Source organism: Acinetobacter sp. YH12144, assembly GCF_013418345.1.
In the GTDB taxonomy this organism is placed as follows: Bacteria; Pseudomonadota; Gammaproteobacteria; order Pseudomonadales; family Moraxellaceae; genus Acinetobacter; species Acinetobacter amyesii.
This window is the reverse complement of sequence record NZ_VPCD01000014.1, coordinates 79,730-101,947: the sequence shown is the minus strand read 5'-3', so window position 1 is coordinate 101,947 and position 22,218 is coordinate 79,730. Positions and strand designations below refer to the sequence as shown.

Sequence of the window (22,218 nt, the reverse complement as noted above, 5' to 3'; positions counted from 1 at the left end):
AAATCAAGGGATAAAAAAAGCGACCTAATTAGGTCGCTTTTTTCTGGAAGCTTAAGCTACAGTTTCTGGAGCTGTACGCCATAAGCTTTCTAAATCATAGAATTTACGTGCTGTAGGTAACATCACATGTACCACTACAAAACCGAGATCAATCAGGATCCATTCTGCATCACGTTCGCCTTCAACACCGATAGGGCGGAATCCAGCTTTACGTGCTTCTTCTGCCACGTTGTCTGCAAGAGACTTAATGTGACGAGTTGAAGTACCGCTCGCAATAACAATCGCATCTGCTACGTTGCTGATAGTGCTGATATCAAGTTCAATAATATCTTTGGCTTTTACATCTTCAAGTGCTTCACGTACAACAGCTAAGCAAGCTTGTACGTCTTTGATTTGCGTTGATTTTGCGAGATCGAGAGAATTAGAAGCGCTGGGCGATGGTTCTAAATTCATAGAGGGTATGATTTCCTGACAATTTTACATGGTCTAATATAGCGGTTTTGTTGCTGAATTTCAAATCAACACGTCATTGACCATTAGCTAAATGAGGGAAGTATTTGTCTTTCCACGCAAAAGAATGTGATGAGTTGCTTCGTGGTCGGTATTCAGCCGCGATGTAGCCTGTATATTGGCTTTGATCTAACCATTTAAAAATCTCTGCAAATGGAATCTGCGCTGAGTCAGGTTCATGTCGCCCCGGACAGTCAGCAAACTGTATGTGACCGATATCCTGAATATTTTCTGCCAAAGTACTGAGAATATCTTCACCCATCATCGCCATGTGGTAGCAGTCATATTGCATCTTCAAAGCAGAGTGTTGTACAGCTTCAAGCATTTCCTGAGCTTGGGCAATATTTTGGACCAAAAAGCGCGGCATATCAGTGCCATTAATCATTTCAAATACCGGTTGAATATGATGTTCAGACAACATGTGGCACGCCAGTTTTAGGTTGCTCGACAAGGTATTTAAACATGGGAGCAAGTCAGCATCTTGTGGCTGTTTGCCGGCTAAAATATTGACACTCGGTACATTTAACGCAGTGGCATAGCGAATGCATTGTTCTAAGGCTTGATGAAATTGATTTTCACGCCCCGGAACTCCCGCAAGACCATCACCACCTTGCATCAAATCACCCGCAGGGACATTGATTAAACACAGGCTTAAATCATTGATGGTGAGTTGGGTTTGGATCTGCTCAATACTCAGCTCATACGGAAACTGAATTTCTACATGCTTAAAACCGTGTTCACGAGCCAACGCAAAACGCTCTAACAATGGCACTTCGGTAAAAATCATGGATAAATTAACCGCGAGCTGAGTCATGTATATCGTCCTTGAAGCAATTTACTTCTAAAGTGAAAGTCGTTAGTTATGTTCGACATGTTGAATGATGGTGGCTAAATCTTTTTCTGCAAAACCATTGTCCTGATGGGCTTTGAGTTGCGATAAAGCAAGGCTGGCAACAGGGATGCTTAATTCAAACTGGGCAGCCAGTTGGACTGCATTATTCAGGTCTTTAGATAAAGTTTGAACTTTCCATTGCACGGGCTCGAACTGATGCGTTGCCATACGTGGAGTTAAAATCTGAAAAGGCTTTGAGTCTGCAAATCCACCAGCAAGTGCTGGTGCTAATAACGTGGTGTCTACACCTGATTTCTCGGCCAGTGCTACAGCTTCTGCGATTAAAGTACTATTGGCAGCGACGATCAGCTGATTACAAATTTTGGTGGCTTGACCTGTACCTGAGTCGCCCATGCGAGTAACACGTTGAGATAAAACATTGTAAATCAGACTCAAATCTTGAATCGTTTGAGCATCACCACCGGCAAAGATGACCAAGGTGCCTTGTTCAGCACCGGCTGTGCCCCCCGAAACAGGAGAGTCAATCCAGGTGACTTGTTTCAACTTTGCAGCATGAGCCAATTGATGGGTTTGATTTACAGAAAGACTCGAAAAATCGACAATAATTTGTCCTGCCACTAAATGGGTTTCGATGCTTGCATACACCGCGGCAACGGCAGCATCATCTGCGAGACAAGATAAAACCACAGGATAATGGGCAATATTCTCCAATTGAAGCGCCGTCGCGCCAATCGCAATCAACTCATCACACGCAGCGGCAGTTCTGTTCCACACCGCAACTTCAAATCCTGCCTGAATGAGACGCGTGGCCATGCGGCTACCCATCAGCCCCATACCTAGAAATGCAATTTTTGTATTACGATCAAACGCCATGTGCTGTACTCAATCTATCCTGTGTGATTATTTTACTTATATTGGCGTGGTAAAAACTGAACCTCTGGGTTCTTGTCTTTTTTACGTGCCAATTGGCTGTTTTTGCCGAGCAGTAATTTAAATTGCCAGATTTTTTCTAAGCGTAAAGAGCGTTTTGGACTATGTTCCATGGCATCTAGTACTTGTTTTGCCGCTGCCAAGGCATCTGGTGAACGTTGTGATAATTCTTCGGCTAACTGCTGCGCTTGAAGCAAAGGCTGTTCATTTAAATGCGTCACTAAGCCAATATCCTTGGCATATTCTGCGTCAAAAATACGTGCTGTAAGGGTTAATTCTTTGGCTAAATCCAGTCCAATCACACCTTTGAGTGAGCGAGTTAAGCCCATGTCGGGTACTAAGCCCCAACGACTTTCCATAATCGACATTTGCGTTTTCGGGTGGGCAATACGGATATCTGCAGCCAAGGCAAGTTGCATGCCTGCTCCAAAACAAAAGCCTTCAAGTGCGGCAATCACCGGCACAGGAAGTTGTTGCCAAATCAAAAAGGCTTTTTGAAATAAACTTTGACCGGGCTTTAACAGTTCCCACGCGGCATAGGCACGATTTTTCGGATCATTGAGGTCAGCCAAATCAATGCCAGCACTAAATACATTGGCTTCACCCGTTAAAATGACACAGCGTAAGCTACGATCTTTTTTTAATTTTTCAGCGGTGCTAACCAATTCTTTGAGCAATGCAAAGCTCATTGCATTACGTTTTTCTGGACGGTTTAAGTAAACCGTTGCAATGCCATTATTTTTTTCTACACGTAATAAAGCCATGGTAATTACTCTTGTTGTTTCTGCGCCCGAGCATAGCATGCACCCTGACAGGATACATGACAGTGCAGTCACAACAGAAGCTGGACGGCACTGACTTTAGTCGGACTGCGCTTAATTATTTTGTTTGGCTAAGATTTGTTGAGCCGCGTGTTCAACTTGCCTCATGACATTTTTTAACTCATCAAAACGGTTCAGGGTTTCTTGAACAAAAGCTTCATCTGCTTTACGGCGTTCCTTACGTAAGGTCGATACAAATTGCTCAAATTGACCTGAAACCTCTTGGAGGGTCGGAGCGCCCACATAGCGGGTTGCACCATAAAGCCGATGTAGCACATGCTCTAATTGTGGAAAATCTTCATCTTCGATGAGCTGTGCCATTTCATGGATTTCTTGCTCAAAGCTATCGACGAGCATTTTCAGTAAATCGATTGCAAGGTCTTCTTTATTCGCGGCCAACTGCAAGCTTTGCTGCCAATCTAAAATACTCGGCTCTAGGGCTTCAATCACTGAACTGCGCTCTAAAACCGGTACTTTCTTAAAGTTATCGGTAGTCCATTGGGTCAAGATTTGAATAATTTGATCCATTTGAATTGGCTTGGTGACATAGTCATCCATACCGCTTTGTAGGAGCTTTTGTTTTTCATCAGAGAGCGCATGTGCCGTCAAAGCGATGATAGGAAGGCGCTTATGATTTTCAAAGGTTGACTCAAGTGAACGAATAGCGCGCGTAGTATCGACACCTGACATCACAGGCATTTGAATATCCATAAAGATGAGGTCAAAAGCTGCCAAACCTTGCTCTTGGCGAGCCTGAATGATTTCTATGGCTTCTTGTCCACTCAAAGCCTTGGTGGTTTTCACATTTAACTCAGAGAGCAGGGCTTCAAGCACAATCAGGTTTGGCAAATGGTCGTCGACAGCCAAAATGTGCAGACCTTGACCATTAAATTCTTCATGTTGCTCTTGATCAAACCACGGCTCATTACTCAACAACTGAATCAGCGCTGTACGGCTGAGTGGTTGATGCAATGGACGGGCACGGTACTCGTTCAACATGTTTGGATCGAGCATCATTTGGTAGCCATAAACCGCTAAGTTACCGCTATAACGATGACGAATTTCTTTCAGTAAGGCTTCGGAGTCACCACTGTGATCGACGATCAACCAGGTATTTTCGTTGGTTTGCAACTGATTGAGTCGGCTAAATAAATCTAGGATTGACTGCGTTTCAATATGTTCAACATCATAATTTTCTAAATAATGACGTAGGACATTGGCAGTTGCTGGGTGCGCCAAATAAGACACAACTTGTAGATTGCTAAATTGTGGATGCACAATTTCAATTTCATCATCCACCACAAAGCGCGCAGTAAACCAGAAGGTTGAGCCTTTTTCTGTTGGGGCACGTTCTTGGTTATCTTCAAAACCAATTTGTCCATGCATTAGGCTGACCAATTGTTTGGAAATGGCAAGACCTAAACCTGTACCGCCAAATTGACGGGTCACAGATGCATCACCTTGTGAGAAGGATTCAAACAGTTTCTTACGGTCGGTACCGCTTAGGCCGATACCACTGTCTTGGACACTAAAATGCAGCAGACATTGACCGATGTCATCATGCTCCATACGGACACGGACAATAATTTCACCATCTGGGGTGAACTTAATCGCATTTGAAATTAAGTTGGTCAAAATTTGCTTGAAGCGTAGGGCATCGCCGACCACAAATTTCGGCACATTGTCCGCATAGTAGAAGGTCATATCAATATGCTTTTGCGCTGCCAATGGCGACAACATATCCATCACATCAAAGACGGCTTCTTCTAAGTCAAATTGCGCAGTTTCGAGTTCTAGTTTGCCGGCATCAATTTTGGAGAAATCGAGCACGTCATTAATTAAAGCCAATAAATGTGCAGAAGATTTACGAATCGTTTGTAGATATAAATTTTGCTCATTACTGAGGTTGCCTTGGCGCAGTAAAAGATGAATAAAACCATCAATACTGTTAAGTGGCGTGCGCAGTTCATGGGAAATATTGGCTAAGAACACCGACTTCGACTGATTGGCATGGATTGCTTGGTCACGTGCTTGACGGTAGGTGATGTTTTGCACCTCTAAAGTATCGAGCGTGCGTCTTAAGTCATCTTCCGTTTGTTCTGTATGTTCACGTAGTTCTAAAAAGCTGAAATGTAAGCGTTTAACAACATTGGCAATATCACGCTGTAATAAACGGAGTTCGCCAGTACTGTTAATGATCATGTGCTGATCTAGGGTGTCGGCATTTAAACGTTGTAACTGCATGCGAATTTCGTACATTGGTGCGATCCAACGACGTGAATAAAAATTCAAACACAGCAAAAGTAATAAGAGCGTCAATAAGCCTGTTGCAATCAACACGATTAACACGCGATAGCGGGCAATTTGCAGCGGTTGATTATCCAGTTCAATGCTTAACCATGCCGGCGTCTGGGTTGAATCTAAAATTTTCAGGGCATAAATATGGTTACCCTGATGTGCAATCGGTCCAATAAAAGACGCTTTACTGTCAAAAGCAGGCCAAATATCTTGATCTTGAAAGCCAATGCTCAGGCGGTTGTTGCCTTTGAGATCTAAAATCGCGGCACGAATCAAATGTTTTTCGTTCAACATGCTTTGCATGGCGTTGCGAGCTTGATCAAACTGCCACGGATAATGGTTGAGCAACTCTATGGCAGATTCTGACGTGGGTTGATAGCGCGTCAGGATCGCGACAGCCATTTGTTTTTGTTGTGCTTTGGCTGCATTGGAGGTTTCTGTTATTACCAACATCGCACCGACACAGGCCAAAATGGTGATCGGCACGAAAATAAGTGCAATCAACTGACCATAGGCATGATTTAAGTGTAGGCGTTTAAAAAGCTTTTTGTTGATATTTGACATGGTTTAAGCAGTTTATTCCTTATGCCCCGAATATTAGCATGGATTATTTAAAACTGATTGCGCTTTAATCACTTTCGCGAAAAAGCGAGGCAAATGGGTGCAGGCAAAGGCATTTTTTCATACAATAGGCGCACCTCGATATAGGTGTGAATAATGAGTAATACAACCCCTGATTTTCAAGCAGACGATTTTTTATTAGACCATTACGTCGGCAACACGCCGTTAGTGCGTTTACAACGTCTGGCAAGTCATACTCAAGCAACAGTATTAGCCAAGTTAGAAGGCAATAACCCAGCGGGTTCGGTCAAAGATCGCCCTGCATATAACATGATTATGCAAGCGGAAAAGCGTGGTCAGATTAAACCGGGTGATACGTTGATTGAAGCGACGAGCGGAAATACAGGGATTGCTTTAGCCATGGTTGCTGCAATGCGTGGCTATAAAATGACTTTGATCATGCCTGCAAGTTCTAGCCAAGAGCGTAAAGATGCCATGCGTGCCTACGGTGCCGAACTGATCGAATCAGAAAACATGGAAGAAGCACGTGATCTTGCCCTTCAAATGGAAAAAGACGGCAAAGGTTTAGTCCTAAACCAGTTTGGTAACCCGGACAATGTAGAAGCACATTACCTCACTACGGGTCCAGAAATTTGGAAACAAACGGGCGGTAAAATTACACATTTCGTCAGCTCTATGGGAACCACCGGGACCATTATGGGGATTTCGAAATATTTAAAAGAACAAAATCCGGATATTCAAATTGTCGGTTTACAGCCGTCTGAAGGCTCAAACATTGCTGGTATTCGCCGTTGGCCACAAGAATATCTTCCTACGATTTTTGACCCTTCACGTGTTGATCGTATTATGGATATTCCGCAAATTGAAGCGGAAAAAACGGCTCGTCGTTTAGCGCGTACAGAAGGTATCAGTGCAGGTACATCATCGGGTGGTGCGGTATGGGCTTCAGTTAAATTGGCTGAAGAAAATCCGGATGCCGTGATTGTTTGCATCGTATGTGACCGTGGTGACCGTTACTTATCTACTGGTCTATTCTCTGTTGTTGATCCTGAATAATTACAGTAGCCGATCGGCACTGGTGAGTACTTATGCGTTTACCTGTTTTAATTTTTGATATCGAAACACTGACAGATTTGAAGTCAGGTGCGCATTTGTATGGACTGGATCTGCCTGAGGTGGATTTAGATGCAGCGCTGACTAAACTGCGTCGCCAAGAGGTGGGCACGGATTTTCAGCGTTTGGCCTTGCATGAAATTGTCTGTATCTCTGGACTATGGATTGATGAAAAGGGCATGAAGTTGTTTTCATTTAGCCGTGAAGACAATAGCGAAGCTGAAATTTTAAAAAAATTCGTTTCTATTTTTGAAAAGCGTCATCCGACCTTGGTCAGTTGGAACGGTTCGCAGTTTGATTTGCCTGTGATTTTGTTCCGTGCCATGTATCACGGATTATCTGCACCAAGTTTGTTCGATCAGGGCGAGATTGATACGCAAAAGCGCTATAATAACTACCAGAATCGTTATCATCATCGTCATGTAGATTTGATGGATGTCATGGCCATGTTCCATGGTCGTCATTTTCAAAAGCTCGACGATGCAGCACATTTACTTGGTTTCCCCGGTAAACGTGGTGATGGTGGCTACCATGTGCCTGAATATGTACGTGAACAACAGTGGATGGAACTGACCAGCTACTGTGAAGGCGATGTGCTCAATACATGGTTGATTTATTTACGCTGGCTGTTGCTGAAAGGGCAGTTATTGTTGAATGATCATCAGCACCTGATTCAAAGTACGATTCAATATTTACAAACTCAGCCGCAACACGCTGACTTTTTATCGGTATGGCAGCAAACCTCGCAGCGTACCGAATTCACTCAATCTGATTTCCCATCTTCCACACATTAGGTACGCATGAAACACAAAGCCAAACCCCAAAAAGCCCAACAACCCATTTATACATTTCAGGTTGAATCGCTTTCACATGAGGGGCGAGGCATAGCGCACTTTGGCACGCATCCAGATCATCCTGCAGAAAAACACGGTAAGAAAGTCTTTATCCGTTATGCCTTGCCGGGTGAAACAGTGCGTGCGCGTATTACCAATGTCGTTAAGCGTCTTGAAGATGCAGACAGTCTGGAATTGCTGAGCGAAGAGTCTACACTACGAGTAAAACCGGCCTGCCCACATTATGGGGTCTGCGGTGGTTGTAGCATGCAACATATCCATCCCGACGAGCAAATTCGTTTAAAACAAGATGTTTTACAATCACATTTGCAACATTTTGCCGGCATTCAGCCTGATCAATGGTTAGCTCCTTTACGTTCATTGCGTGAAGACTACCGTCGCAAAGCACGTATTGGTGTGCGTTACCTACCTGCAAAAGATAAGCTCGTGGTCGGCTTTCGTGAGAGCCAGTCAAATAAGCTGACTTCGATTGACCGTTGTATGGTGTTGGATCGTGAGTTTGGCTCAATCACCACACTCAAACAATTGTTACAAAGTTTGCAAGGTAAAGCAGATATTGGGCATATGGAACTGGCCATGGGAGATCAAGAAATTGCTCTCCTGATTCGTCATACGGCGGAACTTTGCACGGAAGATGTCAACCAATTAGTAAAATTTGCGTTACATAAAGAGTGGCAACTGTACTTACAACCTGAAGGGCCAGACAGCTTACATCGTGTGGATCATCCCGATGCACCGATGCGTCTGCACTATGGTCTAAGTGACTTTGGTGTGGAATTTGGCTTTAATCCTCAAGACTTCACGCAAGTGAATTCCACGATTAATCCGCAAATGGTGAAACTGGCATGTGAATTGCTTCAGTTACAACAGGGTGAGCGAGTTCTAGATCTGTTTTGTGGCTTAGGAAACTTTTCTTTACCACTTGCTCAATGTGTGGGTTCAACGGGTCAAGTCGTTGCAGTTGAAGGGAGTGAAGAAATGGTTCGGCGTGGTGCAGAAAATGCACAAAACAATGGCCTTTCGCAACTGAAATTTTATTCACAAGATTTAACAAAAGATTTTTCGCATCATTCTTGGGCAAAACAAGGATTTGATGCATTATTGATAGACCCACCACGTTCTGGTGCAGAAGAAATAATGCGTTATGTGCCCAAATTTGGTGCAAAAAGAATCGTTTATGTGTCATGTAATCCTGCAACACTAGCACGCGATGCTGGAATGTTGGTACAACAAGGCTACCGTTTGAAAAAAGCGGGTGTCATGGACATGTTTACCCATACAGGGCATGTCGAATCGATTGCTTTGTTCGAAAAAGAAAATCAGATAAACGATTAAAAGTTATGAAGCGTAGAAAACTAGGAGTAGGGTATGGTCACAGTACGTGAACAATTACCTGGACGTCTCAATGAGCTGTCTCAGGAAACGACTGTAGAACATGCCGAGCAAGCACAGCATGATTTGGCTGAATGGCTAGAGCGTGTGAGTGGCATGTTTGACGGGGCTCCTCTAAAGCAACTCGAAGAAGTTGCACATCTGACCTTACAGAATGAACTTGAAACAACGGTCAACCATCGCTCGAATACCTTCTATACCGGTATTGAAATGGCGGATATTCTTGCTCATCTGTATGCGGATGAAGATACGTTATCAGCAGCCATGCTGTATCGAAGTGTTCGTGAAGGCGTAACCAGTTTAGAAGAAGTCCAAAGCAAATTTGGCGATCAAGTGCATGCTTTGGTGAAAGGCACGCTTGCCATGGGTAAGTTGTCTGACCTGATCGAGCAAAATAAACGTCTAGAAGATCATTTTAATAATAATCAGCGTGAACATTTGACCGGCATTTATAAAATGCTGATTTCGGTGACCGAAGATGTACGTGTTGTATTAATCAAACTTTCTGAACGTACCTATGCATTACGTGAGTTGGCGCACTCAACGAAAGAGCGTCAAGAGCGTGTCGCACGAGAAATTTTAACCATTTACTCGCCGCTTGCGCACCGTTTAGGGATTGCACAGCTTAAATGGGAGCTTGAAGATCTTGCTTTCCGTTATCTTGCACCTGAACGCTATAAAGAAATTGCATCCTTACTAAATGAAAAACGTTTAGAGCGTGAACAATATATTCAGTTCGTGACAGAAAAGTTACGTAAAGAACTATTAGATCATGGCATTGAGGCCGAGATTAATGGTCGGGTGAAACACATTTATTCGATTTATCGAAAAATGAAGAGTAAGAACCTGAGCTTTGATCAGCTTTATGACATTCGAGCGGTTCGTGTTCTGGTGGATAATGTACCTGAGTGTTATCACACACTGGGGATCGTTCATCAGATTTGGCGTCATATTCCGCATCAGTTCGATGATTATATTACCAACCCGAAAGCCAATGGTTATCGCTCACTGCATACGGCCGTGATTGCAGAGAACAAATCTTTAGAAGTGCAAATTCGTACGCACAATATGCACGAAGAAGCTGAACTCGGGGTGTGTTCGCACTTTAACTATAAAGAAGGCTCTAAAACCACAGATTATTCATTTAATCATCGCTTACATTCTTTGCGTGCAGTGCTTGAACATTATCAAGAACGAAATGATGCTAGCGCCCATAAAGAAGATGAAGATTCTGAAAACTTCGAACAAATCCAAGAGTTTGAAGATTTTGAGAAAATCTATGTGTTTAGTCGTGATGGTGATATCAAAGAATTACCACGCGGTTCCACCGTGCTCGACTTTGCCTATCATGTGCATACTGAAGTAGGCAACAAGTGCTATGCGGCACGAGTGAACCAACGTTATGTGCCTTTAACCTATACCCTCAAAACTGGGGAACAGGTTGAGATTTTAACCAAGAAAGATCGTGAGCCTAACCGAGATTGGTTGGTGAACTCGCTGGGTTATATCAAGACGGCTCGTGCACGTGATAAGTTGCGTCATTGGTTCCGTCAGCAAGACCGTAGTAAAAATTTGGAAGTGGGACGTGAGATTCTGAATAAAGAATTGTCACGTTTGGCGATTCACCCGAAAAGTATCGATTTGAATGATTACTGCAATCATTTTAATGTGAAATTGGGTGAAGATATCTTGATTGGCTTGGTGAGTGGCGACATTAGCTTACATGCCTTAATCAATCAGGTTAACCGTCATATGCACCTCGATCAGGATGAGCCTGAACTGGTGTTAAAACCGACCTTGAACCCTCGTGCAAGTCATACGCTTTCGGCGCATGGTATTTTGATTGATGGTCTGGACAATGTAGAACTACACATTGCTCAGTGTTGTCAGCCTGTGCATGGTGAATCGATTGCTGGTTATATCACCCTGAATCGTGGCGTGAGTATCCATAAGGTCGCATGTCCGGATTATATCCGTATGATTGGACAAGAGCCTGAACGTGCGGTTGAAGCGGATTGGGAAATGCAGCCAACCCGTGGTCAAAGTGTGCAAATCGTGGTGGAAGCTTATGACCGTCGTGGTTTACTCAAAGATTTGACTCAAGTGATTTTCTCAGACCAAATCAACATTCGTCAGGTGAATACGATTTCCGAAAGTGATGGTATTGCCAATATGAAGCTGTTGATTGAAGTGAAGGGCTTGGCACAGTTGTCGAAACTGTTGGCACGTCTAGAACAACAACCGGGCATTATCAGCGCACGTCGCTTGGTACAAGGTAGCTAAAAATAAAGCTGTATAAAAAACCCGCTGCGTGCGGGTTTTTTATTATATTGGGGGAGAGAAATTATAAAATTGAGTGCTTATGCTGCCTTCAGAGCTTTTTGAAAAGCGTCGACAGAATTTAACACGAGCTATCGATCATTGGGTGTCAATTGGCCCTTTTAAAAATGGTAAAGCCGTATGTGAACATTTTGGCTTATCAGTTCCTTTAATTTCCCAATTATTAAATAGTCATCGGCAGATTGGAGAGAAATTTGCACGTGAATTAGAGTCACAATTGGGACTCATTAAGGGAAGTTTAGATAATGAGGTTCAGTTTATAGAACAAGACAAGTGCACTGAGGAGCAAGCAAGCTTGGTCCTTTTTGAAATGCAGGTGGTTGAGACACAGGCATTTTCTTTAAAACCGATTTCAAATGATTCATCTCAATATTCAGCATTATTTAAAAACACTCAAGACCTGTATTTGATTCGCATCACAGCATCGTATTATGCCCCTGTATTACAAGAGGGTTGGCTTGTGGTCTGTGATGAACGGCGAGGGGTAGAGAGATCGGATCTAGCCTGTGTCTATTTGCGAAATGGCTTAAATTTAATTTTAAACGTGATACAGCAAACAGATGATACATGGCAATTTGCAAGTCTAGACCAAAAACGACAGGTAGAATTCCTGCAATCCGATATTAAAAAGTTACATCCTATTATTGCGATTTTGCCTAGCTCATTTATTTAAGGTAGTCGCATAAAAAAACCCATCCGAAGATGGGTTTTGATCTGAACTATAAGTTGAAAAGCTTAAGGAATCTCTTCTTCTTCAAATTCAGGCTTCACTTGTACAATGAAGTCTTGACGGTTCAGGCCACGCCATAACGCGAAGGCTGTACCAATGTAGATTGATGAATATGTACCCACAAATACACCAACAAACATTGCAACAGAGAACCATTTCAGACCATCACCGCCCAGTACCATCATCGCCACAACAACCAGTAATAGTGTCATTGAGGTATGAATGGTACGGCGAAGTGTTTCAGTTAATGCACTGTTGACAACTTCGAGAGGCTCAGCACCACGAATCTTACGGAAGTTTTCACGAATACGGTCAGATACAACGATGTTATCGTTGAGCGAGAAACCGATAATCGCGAGTAGCGCAGCCAAAACTGTTAAGTCAAACGGCCACTGCATCATAGCAAAGATACCAATGGTCACCACGATATCGTGGAATAAAGACAGTACAGCGCCCATCGCAAGTTTGAACTCAAAGCGAATAGTGACATAAACCAGCATGAGCAGTAGGGCAAGACCAACAGCGCCCGCAGAACGCACGTAGAGTTCATTACCGACTTGACCACCAACCACATCAACTTTATGTACTTCTGCTTTATTGCCTGGCAATTGAGCGGCAGTCGTAATGGCTTTGGTTAGGTCTTCAGCTTCAATGTCTTTTTGAACTGGCATACGAACCATCAGGTCGCGGTCAGATCCTAAGGTTTGTACCACAGGGTCTTTAAAACCAGCTTTTGTCAGCGCTGAGCTCACATCGGTAGATTTTACTGGTTGACTATAGTTCAACTCTGCTGCTACACCGCCAGTAAAGTCCAAACCGAGGTTTAGACCTTTGGTGCAAATAAAAAAGATACTTGCGAGCGTTAAAATAATCGATATCAAGGCTGCCGGTTTGGCAATCTTCATAAACGGAATAATGCGCTCGTTGTCAGGACGGCCGTATTGTTTCGGTTGAGTATTTTCAGTCATCTTAGATCTCCTAAATGCTCAACTTCTTCAGGTTACGTTTTTTACCATAAATGATTTGTACGATTGCACGTGTCACAGTAATTGCTGTGAACATTGAGCACACAATACCAATCATTAGGGTAACCGCGAAGCCTTTAATCGGGCCTGTACCAATTGCAAACAGAATGAAAGCAACCAAGAATGTGGTTAAGTTGGAGTCAAAGATGGTGTTATACGCACGATCATAACCCGCAACAATCGCCTGTTTCGGTGAGGCACCCCATTTAATTTCCTCTCGTATCCGCTCACAGATCAGTACGTTGGCATCGACCGCCATACCAATGGTAATCACGATACCTGCAATACCCGGAAGGGTGAGGGACGCGCCAATCCAAGACATGATGGTTAAAATCATGGCAAGGTTAACCACGAGAGCAAAGTTGGCAATCAAACCGAACACACGGAAGAAGACCACCATCCAAATCGCAACCAATAAGAAACCGATTTGAGTTGATAATACGCCTTTGTCGATGTTTTCTTGACCGAGACTTGGACCAATCACACGTTCTTCCACGAAGTACATTGGCGCTGCCAATGCACCTGCACGTAGCATCAATGCAAGTTCAGACGCTTCTTGAGGTGAATCCAGACCAGTAATACGAAACTGAGAACCCAATACGGCTTGAATCGTTGCCGCATTGATGACCACAGATTCGGTATAAGGTGTACGAACTTCAGTTTGTGTGCCTGTTGTAGGATCTGCAACATAACTAATTTTTTGTTTGTTCTCGATGAACAGAACAGCCATTCGTTTGCCTACAGCATTACGAGTGGCTTCAGACATCAACTTACCGCCCGCAGTATCCAAAGTAATATTTACTTCAGCACCACCTGTATCTTGGCTAAAGCCTGATGACGCATTTTGTACACGTTCACCTGTTAAGATACGGTTACGGTTAAGCAATAATTGACGACCGCTGTCCAAAGATTCATAAGCAAATGCTTCTGTACCTGGCGGTAATGAGCCTTTTGCTTGACCTGTGTAAGGATCGATATATTGATCATTTAAGTCAGAAACTAAGCGGAACTCAAGGTTTGCAGTACGACCAAGTACACGTTTTGCTTCAGCAGTATCTTGTACACCCGGTAATTCAACCACAATACGGTTGCTACCTTGAGTTTGTACTAATGCTTCCGCTACACCTAACTCGTTAATACGGTTACGTAAAGTTGTTAAGTTTTGGTTGACAGCATAAGACTGAATTTCTTGTTTACGTGTATCTGTGTAGCTTAGACGAAGAGTCGAACCTTCAGTTGTTGCAACCGCTTGTTGAGTATATTCATTGCCGTTACGACGAAGGAAATCCATAGCTGCAGAACGGTCATCATTATTTGCAAATTGCATCGTAATGGTGTTGTTGTTCAAAGATAAGCTATTGAATTTTAATTTATTGTCACGAAGTTGGCGACGTAAGTCAGCCGCAGACGTTTCCATACGTTGTGAAATGGCTTTATCCATATCCACTTCGAGTAGGAAATGTACACCACCACGTAAATCCAGACCCAGCTTCATTGGTTTAGCACCAATTTTTTGTAGCCATTCTGGGGTAGTAGGCGCAAGGTTCAGTGCGACGACATAATTTTCACCGAGCCCACGACGTAGTGCTTCTTTCGCTTTTAATTGTTGTTCGCTCGAATCAACACGTAATAAAGCGGCATTATTGGTGAAGCTATTGTCATGGCTGGCAATATTTTCAGATTTTAAAATCTGCTCTGCTTTTTGTACGATGCTTTGGTCAATCTGGGTACCGGCTTTGGCACCTGAAATTTGAACAGCAGGTTCATCAGGATACAAACTTGGCAGGGCATATAATGTACTGATGACTAGTACCACTAGAATCAGTAGATATTTCCATGCTGGGTAACGCATTCGTTTTCTTCTTAAAATGAAAAAAGCCGTGCGGGTGCACGACTTATTTTTTGATTAAAGGTTATTTAGAGTGCCTTCAGGCAGAACTGAAATCACACTTGCGCGTTGTACTTTTACTTCTACGCCACGGTTCAGTTCAACAACTGCAAAATCACCTTCGATTTTTGTGATTTTACCCATTAAACCGCCCGCAAAAACAACTTCACTACCAACACCTAGGCTTTCAATTAGTGCACGATGTTCTTTTGCACGTTTTGATTGAGGGCGCCAGATCAAGAAGTAGAAGATTGCGACAAATACCGCAATCATCAACAGGTTTGCCATCATGCTTGGTTGCTGTGCAGCTTCACCTGCCGCGTGAGCAGTAGAAATAAAAAGGCTCATTTCATTTTCCTAAACTAAAAAAACTGGTTATCAATACTTTGATAAATAAATTGGACTTGTTCAGCAATTTACCTTGTCTTTTTCTTCAGCGCAAATGCTGAAAGAATTAATCTTGAGGACAAGGTGGCACTTCCATGCCGCGACGACGATAAAAGTCTTCAACAAACTCATCAAAAGTGCCATGATCGAGAGCATCACGCATCGCTTCAGTCAGACGTAGGTAATAACGTAAGTTATGAATAGTACCGAGCATCGAACCGAGCATTTCGCCGCATTTCTCAAGATGGAAGAGATAAGATTTGGTGAAGTTTGTACAGGTATAACAGTCGCAATGTGAGTCAAGCGGACTTTGATCATGACGATATTTGGCATTACGAATACGCACTAAACCGTCGGTCACAAAATAATGACCATTACGTGCATTTCGAGTTGGCATCACACAGTCAAACATATCGACACCGCGACGAACCGCTTCTACGATATCTTCTGGTTTACCGACACCCATCAAGTAACGTGGTTTATCCGCAGGCATTTTCTCTGGAAGATAATCCAATACTTTGATCATTTCTTCTTTTGGTTCGCCAACGGACAAGCCGCCAATCGCATAACCATCAAAATCAATTTCTTTCAGACCATTTAAAGATTCATCACGTAAATCTTCGTACATGCCGCCTTGGATAATACCAAACAGGGCATTACGGTTTTTCAGCACGTCATGATGTTGAGTTTTACAGCGTTTTGCCCAACGCAAAGAAAGCTGCAATGATTTTTGCGCTTCTTCATGTGTCGCAGGATAAGGCGTACATTCATCAAAAATCATCACGATGTCTGAATTCAGCGTGTGCTGAATATCCATCGAAATTTCAGGAGATAAAAAGACTTTAGAGCCGTCAATTGGAGAGCGGAAAGTTACGCCATCTTCTTTAATTTTGCGCATAGCGCCAAGGCTGAAGACTTGGAAACCGCCTGAATCTGTCAAAATCGGGTTATTCCATTTCATGAATTGGTGTAAACCACCATGTTCACGAATAACATCTAGGCCTGGGCGTAGATATAAATGGAAAGTATTACCCAAAATAACTTGGGATTTAATTTCTTTAATGTCACGTGGGAGCATGCCTTTTACAGTACCGTAAGTACCGACAGGCATGAACATAGGTGTTTCAACGACACCATGTTCAAGGGTTAAACGGCCGCGACGAGCACGGCCCGATTGCGCCAATTTTTCAAACTTCATACAAGGTCCAGATCAAGGCGAAAAAACAGTTCGCTGATGGTAAGAGTGCTAAAAGTGCTCTATTTTCCTTGATTCTGCGGTTAAACGCTAGCTTTGTCGGGTGTTAAGTCTGTAAATTTATAGATCGCTTCTTGTGACAGGGCTTCATCTGAACTCTTGGCATTAAAATAAAACTGGTTAATTCGCTGCAAAATTTCTTCTTTTTCCATCGCAAATGTGCCTTTCGGGTCTGATGTCATGGCTACGATGCTGTCAATAAGCTTTTGAATATAGGGGTTCGTGGTTGCATAACTTTTTTCTAAGCTTAAAAGATAGACTTCATTGGCTACATGTAAATAGTTAAAAGGTTGTATTTCAACGATTTGAGCCAAATCAATCAGCAGGTCTTTATCATACTGAGACAGCTTCATACGTTTAGGTAAGCTGTCGAGTTTGAGCGGTTGTTTGGATTTGAGAAAATCGTCAAGTTGTGTACTTGGTATATTTAAAACCTGAGCTGAATAAATCTCTATTTCGGGCTGTGTAGGCACCGTGATAAAAAACAGAATATTGTCCAATTCAATGCCGTAGGACTGAGCCAAGTCGACTTTTGTTTGTTGTATGGCATTGAGCAAGATTGAAAGATGGTTAGTTGACTCAGACTTCATTGAGCTTTCGATCGAAGATGGATCAAGGTTTAAATAGCTCACTTCATTTACAGATGTTAGTTTAAACTGCGCCAAGTCTTGACTTAAAGACGGTAGGCTACGATAGCGCCATTTCGACACATTCCATCGATCATGCGCTGCAAGATATTGAGCAGAATCTTCATCTTCGGCAAAAATACTACGCTGCGTAGAGACAGCGATATAATCCATGGATAAATAGGAATTGAAGACCAACGTACATGCGTAAATATGGTCGTCCTGGTGCTGTTCATAGAGTTTGAAAAACGCCTGAATCAGCACATTTTTTAGTGCATTAATTTGATTGTGCATATTTTATTTTTCTTTCTAGTTTTGGAGGTGCTTGATCACCTCATCATTATTTTTTTACTTTGGTACGTTAAAGCCCGAACTTAAAAGTTCGGACGATAATCAAAATTTTGGCTGGCAGCTTGATCGCGGAAAGGGCGAACCGCTTTTTTACTCAGCAATAGCGTATTAATAATATTGTTAGGAAACACTTGAATGTGGTTGTTGAACAACTCGACGTTGCGGTTAAAAATAGTAATTGCCGCACCGACATTTTCGTTTTGTTCTTCAATTTCATTCATCATTTTCAGATAAATATCATTGGCTTTGAGCTCAGGATAGTTTTCAACTACAACATTCAGGCTGCGCATTAGATCTTGATTTAAGGCTTCGATACGCTGTAATTGGCTGACATCGGTACTATTTACGTTCAAATTCATAATGTTTTGACGGAGTTCAGTGACTTTTGCCAAAGTCCCTTGTTCAAAATTGGAATATTGCTCAACCAAAGGCTGTAATCCATCTAAAATTTTGATTTTTTGACGTTCATAGCTGGCTACATCTGACCATGCACGAATGGTTGCATTGTGATGTCGGACAATGTTGTTGCGAATCATGATTGCGCCAATCACCAATACAATGATGATTAAAACAAAGATCAAAAGCCCCATAAAATTTTATCCTCAAGATAAAAGGTCGTAGTTTAAAACATTATTGTATGAAATCTATTTTAAAAACTGCGTTAAGTCGTTTTTCAAATTTTCTAAAGCATTTAATTTAAAGGTTCTGAGATGTCCACGCAATGCAGAAACATCCTGAATTCGTTTTGCTTTACTACTGACTTTAAATAAATCTGTAGAGCCAAGATAGCACATTATTCGGTGGCTCGGATGAAATAGCAGATCACCTTCACGGTTTTGAAAAAAATCCGCCAGTCGGAGGACAAATCCCGGGCTGAGTAATTTAGCCATTTCCATTTGGTTATCGCCATAAAACTTTAATTTTTGATTGGTTTGGATGTCGCTGCTGTGCCAAGGAAAACTATAGGGATAGCCAAAGTTTTTGCCTGTTGCAGATACGGCAAGTCCATGGATGCCAATATCAAAAACAAATACGCCCCACAGGTCTTTATGAATTTCTTTGACCGTGACTTCATCACCGTCTTTGTCACGTACTTTCAGTTCATTCACATAGTGATAATGAAAGACCATGACCTGATGCTGTTGCTGATTTTCATCTTCCCAAACGGTGCTCGCAAAGGTCTGAATATCATTCGAAAGGCTGCCTTGCTTAAACACGGGGAACATACGTTTAAGATTGCCAATAAACTGTAGATTATTCAGTGGCATCGAAATGTATTCAGGCTGTCGGTTAAAGGCCAGTTGGTATTTTTTTGCAATGCATTCGGTTTCTAAAAATGCAATTACATCTTCGATCGGATCATCTTTTTCATAGCTGATATACGCCCAAAACACCATGACCAATCCCGCAGCAAAGCAAAGCTGTGCCCAGCCATGATCGGGCTGAATCACAATAAACAGCATGAAGCCGATACCCAGTGCGGCTAAAGCCAGCGGCAGTAAATTTTCAAATTTGAGCGTAATGGGCGCGTTCCAAGGGTGTAACCCATCGAGGAGCTCTTGGTGTGTTTTTGCGTTTCGGCCTATATCCCATAGCCGAGCAATATTCTGAAAAACAACTTCATTCTTTTTGCGACGAATATGGATGGAATGCTTTACAGAATCTATCGGCATAGGGATGATTTCAGCGTTCGATTATTTGTGGTTAATGTTATCAATTAACATCGCATCGCCATAACTAAAGAAGCGATATTGGCTGTCGACGGCATGGTGATAGGCATTCAAAATATTATCCCGATTAGACAACGCTGACACTAACATGAGCAGGGTAGACTCAGGTAAATGGAAGTTGGTAATTAAACGATCGACTACTTTGAACTCATAACCTGGGTAGATAAAGATTTGTGTATCACCAGTCCAGCCCTTGAGTTCGCCGCCATTGGCTTGAGCGGCACTTTCAGTCGCGCGAGTCGCTGTAGTACCGACAGCAATGACTTTATTGCCACGTGCTTTTGTCTCACGGATTAAAGCCATAGATTCTTCTGATACGTCACACCATTCGCTGTGCATGATGTGATTTTCAATGTCATTGGTGCGCACGGGTAAGAATGTACCAGCACCCACATGCAAGGTAACAAAGGTTTTATTTACGCCTTTGTCTGCCAATTTTTTGAGTAGCGCTTCATCAAAATGTAAGCTTGCTGTTGGTGCTGCAACAGATGCCAATTTGGTTGGGTCGTTAAACACGGTTTGATAACGTTCGGTATCAATCGCTTCTGCTTCACGGTTAAAGTAAGGCGGAATCGGTAATGCGCCGTATAAATCTAAAACTTGTAAAATAGGCTGTGAAAATTCCACAACAAATAAGTTTTCATGACGGCCTTGAACGGTCACTTTAACTTCGTCTGGACCGATAAATAATTCCGCACCTTCTTTAGGCGTATTGCTGGCTTTAATGTGGCAATGTGCGGTTTTTGGGTCAAGAATACGTTCAACCAAGACTTCAACTGCACCGCCAGTTGCACGTTTGCCTTTTAAGCGGGCTTTCATCACTTTGGTATCGTTCAGTACCAATAAGTCACCTTCATTGAGCAAGTCTAAAATGTCAGTGAAATGATGGTCGTGATATTCACCATTCAGGTCGAGATGGAGCAGGCGTGATGCACTACGTGTTTCAAGCGGATAGCGGGCAATGAGTTCGTCCGGGAGATTGAAGTTAAAGTCAGAAAGTTGCATGTTTAAGAAATCTGAAAAGGGGGATAATGAAATTTGGCTTAGTATAAGCTTTTTTGGGTTTTAACGCTGAAATTGATGGATTATCCATCTAAAAAATCTTATACGGTTTATTTTTAATCAAATGAGAACATCATGCGTTGACAAGTTTTTGAAACAGTTTATTATACGTTTCAACACCTTCCCGAGGTGGTGAAATTGGTAGACGCGGTGGATTCAAAATCCACTATCAGAGATGATGTGTCGGTTCGAGTCCGACCCTCGGGACCAGATATCTGGAAAAGCCCTCAAGCACTATAAGACTTGAGGGCTTTTTTTATGTCTAGAATTAATAACTTATATCAAATCCCTAGAAAATTTTCAATGATTCCATTAGCTACATATCAGGTGGTCACTTCGTAAAATGAGTACCTGATCTTTGTTTGGGTACTCATGGTGTAATCAGATGCTAAGCTTAAATTATTAGATCAATACAATAATCAAATGTGATTGATCGGGTGTCTTATAGGGGCTTGTAGTATTTAAAAGCTTTATTAACTATCTAAAGCTACTTTGATGACATCTGCGATTGTCTCAGTGTTAACACTTCTTTTTCGAGCATTCTCAGAGTGGAACCAAGTTAGAAAGCCTTTATTTTCTTTATATGTATTACTGCCAACGCAATATGGTGCTAAGTTCGAGGTGGTATCTAAATAATCATTTTATAAACATCTACTTTTAGTCATTTCTAAAAAGGCTTTTACTTTTACCCTATCTTCTATTTTTTCATCTCTAGCATCCCTTAAATTTGCATCTAGCAATATTTCAGAATCAATAAGTTCATTAATAATCAATAACTTCTTCTCCATAAGGGGGCGTGTTGAACAAATTATAGAATCTAATACTCTAGAATTTTTAGTTGATTTGCCTAATTTGACGTTAGCATCAATTCTTTCATTAACATCATTTAACTCATCCAACTTGGTAATTAGGAACATTCCATCATTTATGTCTTTGGTAGCCTGGTCTAAAATTTCTTGACTGTGAGTATGCAATGCAACTGAGTATAGAATAAATAAACTTATGATTTTTTTCATTTTTTACCACTTTAAAACCAAAAAAAATGATGATTGGGATTATGTTTGATAGTCGTTCTCTTTCATATAGGGTGATTAATAGCAGTATGCCCCGTGTGTATTATCACCTATCCAATAATATTCTCCATGAGATCTTCTACATAATACTTCTAGACATCCATATCTTGTAGAGAGCATTTATGCTATGGCTTACTAGTAAAAGTTTCTCATTGGATTTAGGTTTTATTTTACCCTTTAATTCCTTTGCTTATTCGCCTAAGATTAAAATATGTAAATATATCATTGGACTGTAGTTGAATGAAAAATCCTAACCTTTGATAACTCACATTCATAAAATTTAGAGCTAAGTATTAAATGAAATAGTTGGCATAACACTATATAAATTGGGGTATAAAAAAACCAGCGCCGAAGCGCTGGTTTTTTTACATCACTAACTTAAGTTAGTTTTGCATCAA

The 22,218-nt window shown here is 42.0% G+C and carries 19 protein-coding genes and 1 tRNA gene; 6 read left to right on the top strand and 14 right to left on the bottom strand.

Annotation, left to right across the window (positions count from 1 at the left end):
* Nucleotides 1–51 precede the first annotated feature (51 nt).
* The 5 genes from rsfS to FTU79_RS10875 form a co-directional block, all read right to left on the bottom strand.
* The gene (gene rsfS / locus FTU79_RS10895; RefSeq protein ID WP_078191283.1) at nt 52–453 is read right to left on the bottom strand and encodes a ribosome silencing factor; all 402 of its coding nucleotides are present in this window, start codon (nt 451–453) and stop codon (nt 52–54) included.
* A 73-nt stretch (nt 454–526) separates the two neighbouring features.
* The gene (locus FTU79_RS10890; RefSeq protein WP_180009001.1) at nt 527–1,324 is read right to left on the bottom strand and encodes a hydroxypyruvate isomerase family protein; all 798 of its coding nucleotides are present in this window, start codon (nt 1,322–1,324) and stop codon (nt 527–529) included.
* Nucleotides 1,325–1,366: 42 nt separating this feature from the next.
* Complete coding sequence (locus FTU79_RS10885; RefSeq protein ID WP_180050037.1) at nt 1,367–2,236, bottom strand: NAD(P)-dependent oxidoreductase; 870 nt, start codon at nt 2,234–2,236, stop codon at nt 1,367–1,369.
* A 32-nt stretch (nt 2,237–2,268) separates the two neighbouring features.
* The gene (locus FTU79_RS10880; RefSeq protein WP_168378725.1) at nt 2,269–3,057 is read right to left on the bottom strand and encodes a crotonase/enoyl-CoA hydratase family protein; all 789 of its coding nucleotides are present in this window, start codon (nt 3,055–3,057) and stop codon (nt 2,269–2,271) included.
* Nucleotides 3,058–3,168: 111 nt separating this feature from the next.
* Complete coding sequence (locus FTU79_RS10875; protein ID WP_180050034.1) at nt 3,169–5,976, bottom strand: ATP-binding protein; 2,808 nt, start codon at nt 5,974–5,976, stop codon at nt 3,169–3,171.
* 153 nt (nt 5,977–6,129) lie between these two features.
* Between FTU79_RS10875 and cysM the strand changes: the two genes are divergently transcribed.
* The 5 genes from cysM to FTU79_RS10850 all read left to right on the top strand — a co-directional run bounded on the left by cysM (nt 6,130) and on the right by FTU79_RS10850 (nt 12,366).
* A complete protein-coding gene (cysM, locus tag FTU79_RS10870) occupies nt 6,130–7,050 on the top strand; it encodes a cysteine synthase CysM (RefSeq protein WP_078191278.1) in 921 nt (306 codons plus the stop codon).
* 32 nt (nt 7,051–7,082) lie between these two features.
* Complete coding sequence (locus FTU79_RS10865; RefSeq protein ID WP_180050031.1) at nt 7,083–7,901, top strand: 3'-5' exonuclease; 819 nt, start codon at nt 7,083–7,085, stop codon at nt 7,899–7,901.
* 6 nt (nt 7,902–7,907) lie between these two features.
* Nucleotides 7,908–9,296, top strand: a complete 1,389-nt coding sequence (rlmD, locus tag FTU79_RS10860; protein ID WP_180050028.1) for a 23S rRNA (uracil(1939)-C(5))-methyltransferase RlmD — start codon at nt 7,908–7,910, stop codon at nt 9,294–9,296.
* Between the two features lie 33 nt (nt 9,297–9,329).
* Nucleotides 9,330–11,636: a bifunctional (p)ppGpp synthetase/guanosine-3',5'-bis(diphosphate) 3'-pyrophosphohydrolase gene (locus FTU79_RS10855; protein ID WP_078191275.1), complete on the top strand. Its 2,307-nt coding sequence runs from the start codon at nt 9,330–9,332 to the stop codon at nt 11,634–11,636.
* Nucleotides 11,637–11,715: 79 nt separating this feature from the next.
* Nucleotides 11,716–12,366: a hypothetical protein gene (locus tag FTU79_RS10850; protein WP_180050025.1), complete on the top strand. Its 651-nt coding sequence runs from the start codon at nt 11,716–11,718 to the stop codon at nt 12,364–12,366.
* A gap of 62 nt (nt 12,367–12,428) precedes the next feature.
* Here FTU79_RS10850 and secF read toward each other — a convergent pair whose 3' ends face one another.
* From secF to queA, 8 genes are all read right to left on the bottom strand, one after another.
* Nucleotides 12,429–13,391, bottom strand: a complete 963-nt coding sequence (gene secF, locus FTU79_RS10845) for a protein translocase subunit SecF (RefSeq protein ID WP_111885820.1) — start codon at nt 13,389–13,391, stop codon at nt 12,429–12,431.
* Nucleotides 13,392–13,401: 10 nt separating this feature from the next.
* Nucleotides 13,402–15,300: a protein translocase subunit SecD gene (gene secD, locus FTU79_RS10840; protein ID WP_078194180.1), complete on the bottom strand. Its 1,899-nt coding sequence runs from the start codon at nt 15,298–15,300 to the stop codon at nt 13,402–13,404.
* Between the two features lie 54 nt (nt 15,301–15,354).
* A complete protein-coding gene (yajC, locus tag FTU79_RS10835) occupies nt 15,355–15,684 on the bottom strand; it encodes a preprotein translocase subunit YajC (protein ID WP_078191271.1) in 330 nt (109 codons plus the stop codon).
* Between the two features lie 106 nt (nt 15,685–15,790).
* Nucleotides 15,791–16,921 carry a tRNA guanosine(34) transglycosylase Tgt gene (gene tgt / locus FTU79_RS10830; protein WP_168378731.1) on the bottom strand — a complete coding sequence of 377 codons (1,131 nt, stop codon included), beginning with the start codon at nt 16,919–16,921 and terminating at the stop codon, nt 15,791–15,793.
* 80 nt (nt 16,922–17,001) lie between these two features.
* Nucleotides 17,002–17,898 carry a DUF4303 domain-containing protein gene (locus FTU79_RS10825; protein ID WP_180050022.1) on the bottom strand — a complete coding sequence of 299 codons (897 nt, stop codon included), beginning with the start codon at nt 17,896–17,898 and terminating at the stop codon, nt 17,002–17,004.
* 80 nt (nt 17,899–17,978) lie between these two features.
* A complete protein-coding gene (locus FTU79_RS10820; protein ID WP_180050020.1) occupies nt 17,979–18,545 on the bottom strand; it encodes a LemA family protein in 567 nt (188 codons plus the stop codon).
* Nucleotides 18,546–18,599: 54 nt separating this feature from the next.
* Nucleotides 18,600–19,628, bottom strand: coding sequence for a hypothetical protein (locus FTU79_RS10815; RefSeq protein WP_180050017.1), 1,029 nt, complete (start codon nt 19,626–19,628; stop codon nt 18,600–18,602).
* A 21-nt stretch (nt 19,629–19,649) separates the two neighbouring features.
* A complete protein-coding gene (gene queA, locus FTU79_RS10810) occupies nt 19,650–20,690 on the bottom strand; it encodes a tRNA preQ1(34) S-adenosylmethionine ribosyltransferase-isomerase QueA (RefSeq protein ID WP_078191326.1) in 1,041 nt (346 codons plus the stop codon).
* A gap of 180 nt (nt 20,691–20,870) precedes the next feature.
* On the opposite strand from queA, the gene FTU79_RS10805 reads away from it, so the two are divergent.
* Nucleotides 20,871–20,957 (top strand) — tRNA-Leu (locus FTU79_RS10805).
* A 431-nt stretch (nt 20,958–21,388) separates the two neighbouring features.
* Here FTU79_RS10805 and FTU79_RS10800 read toward each other — a convergent pair.
* A complete protein-coding gene (locus FTU79_RS10800) occupies nt 21,389–21,763 on the bottom strand; it encodes a hypothetical protein (RefSeq protein WP_180050014.1) in 375 nt (124 codons plus the stop codon).
* Nucleotides 21,764–22,218: the final 455 nt, after the last annotated feature.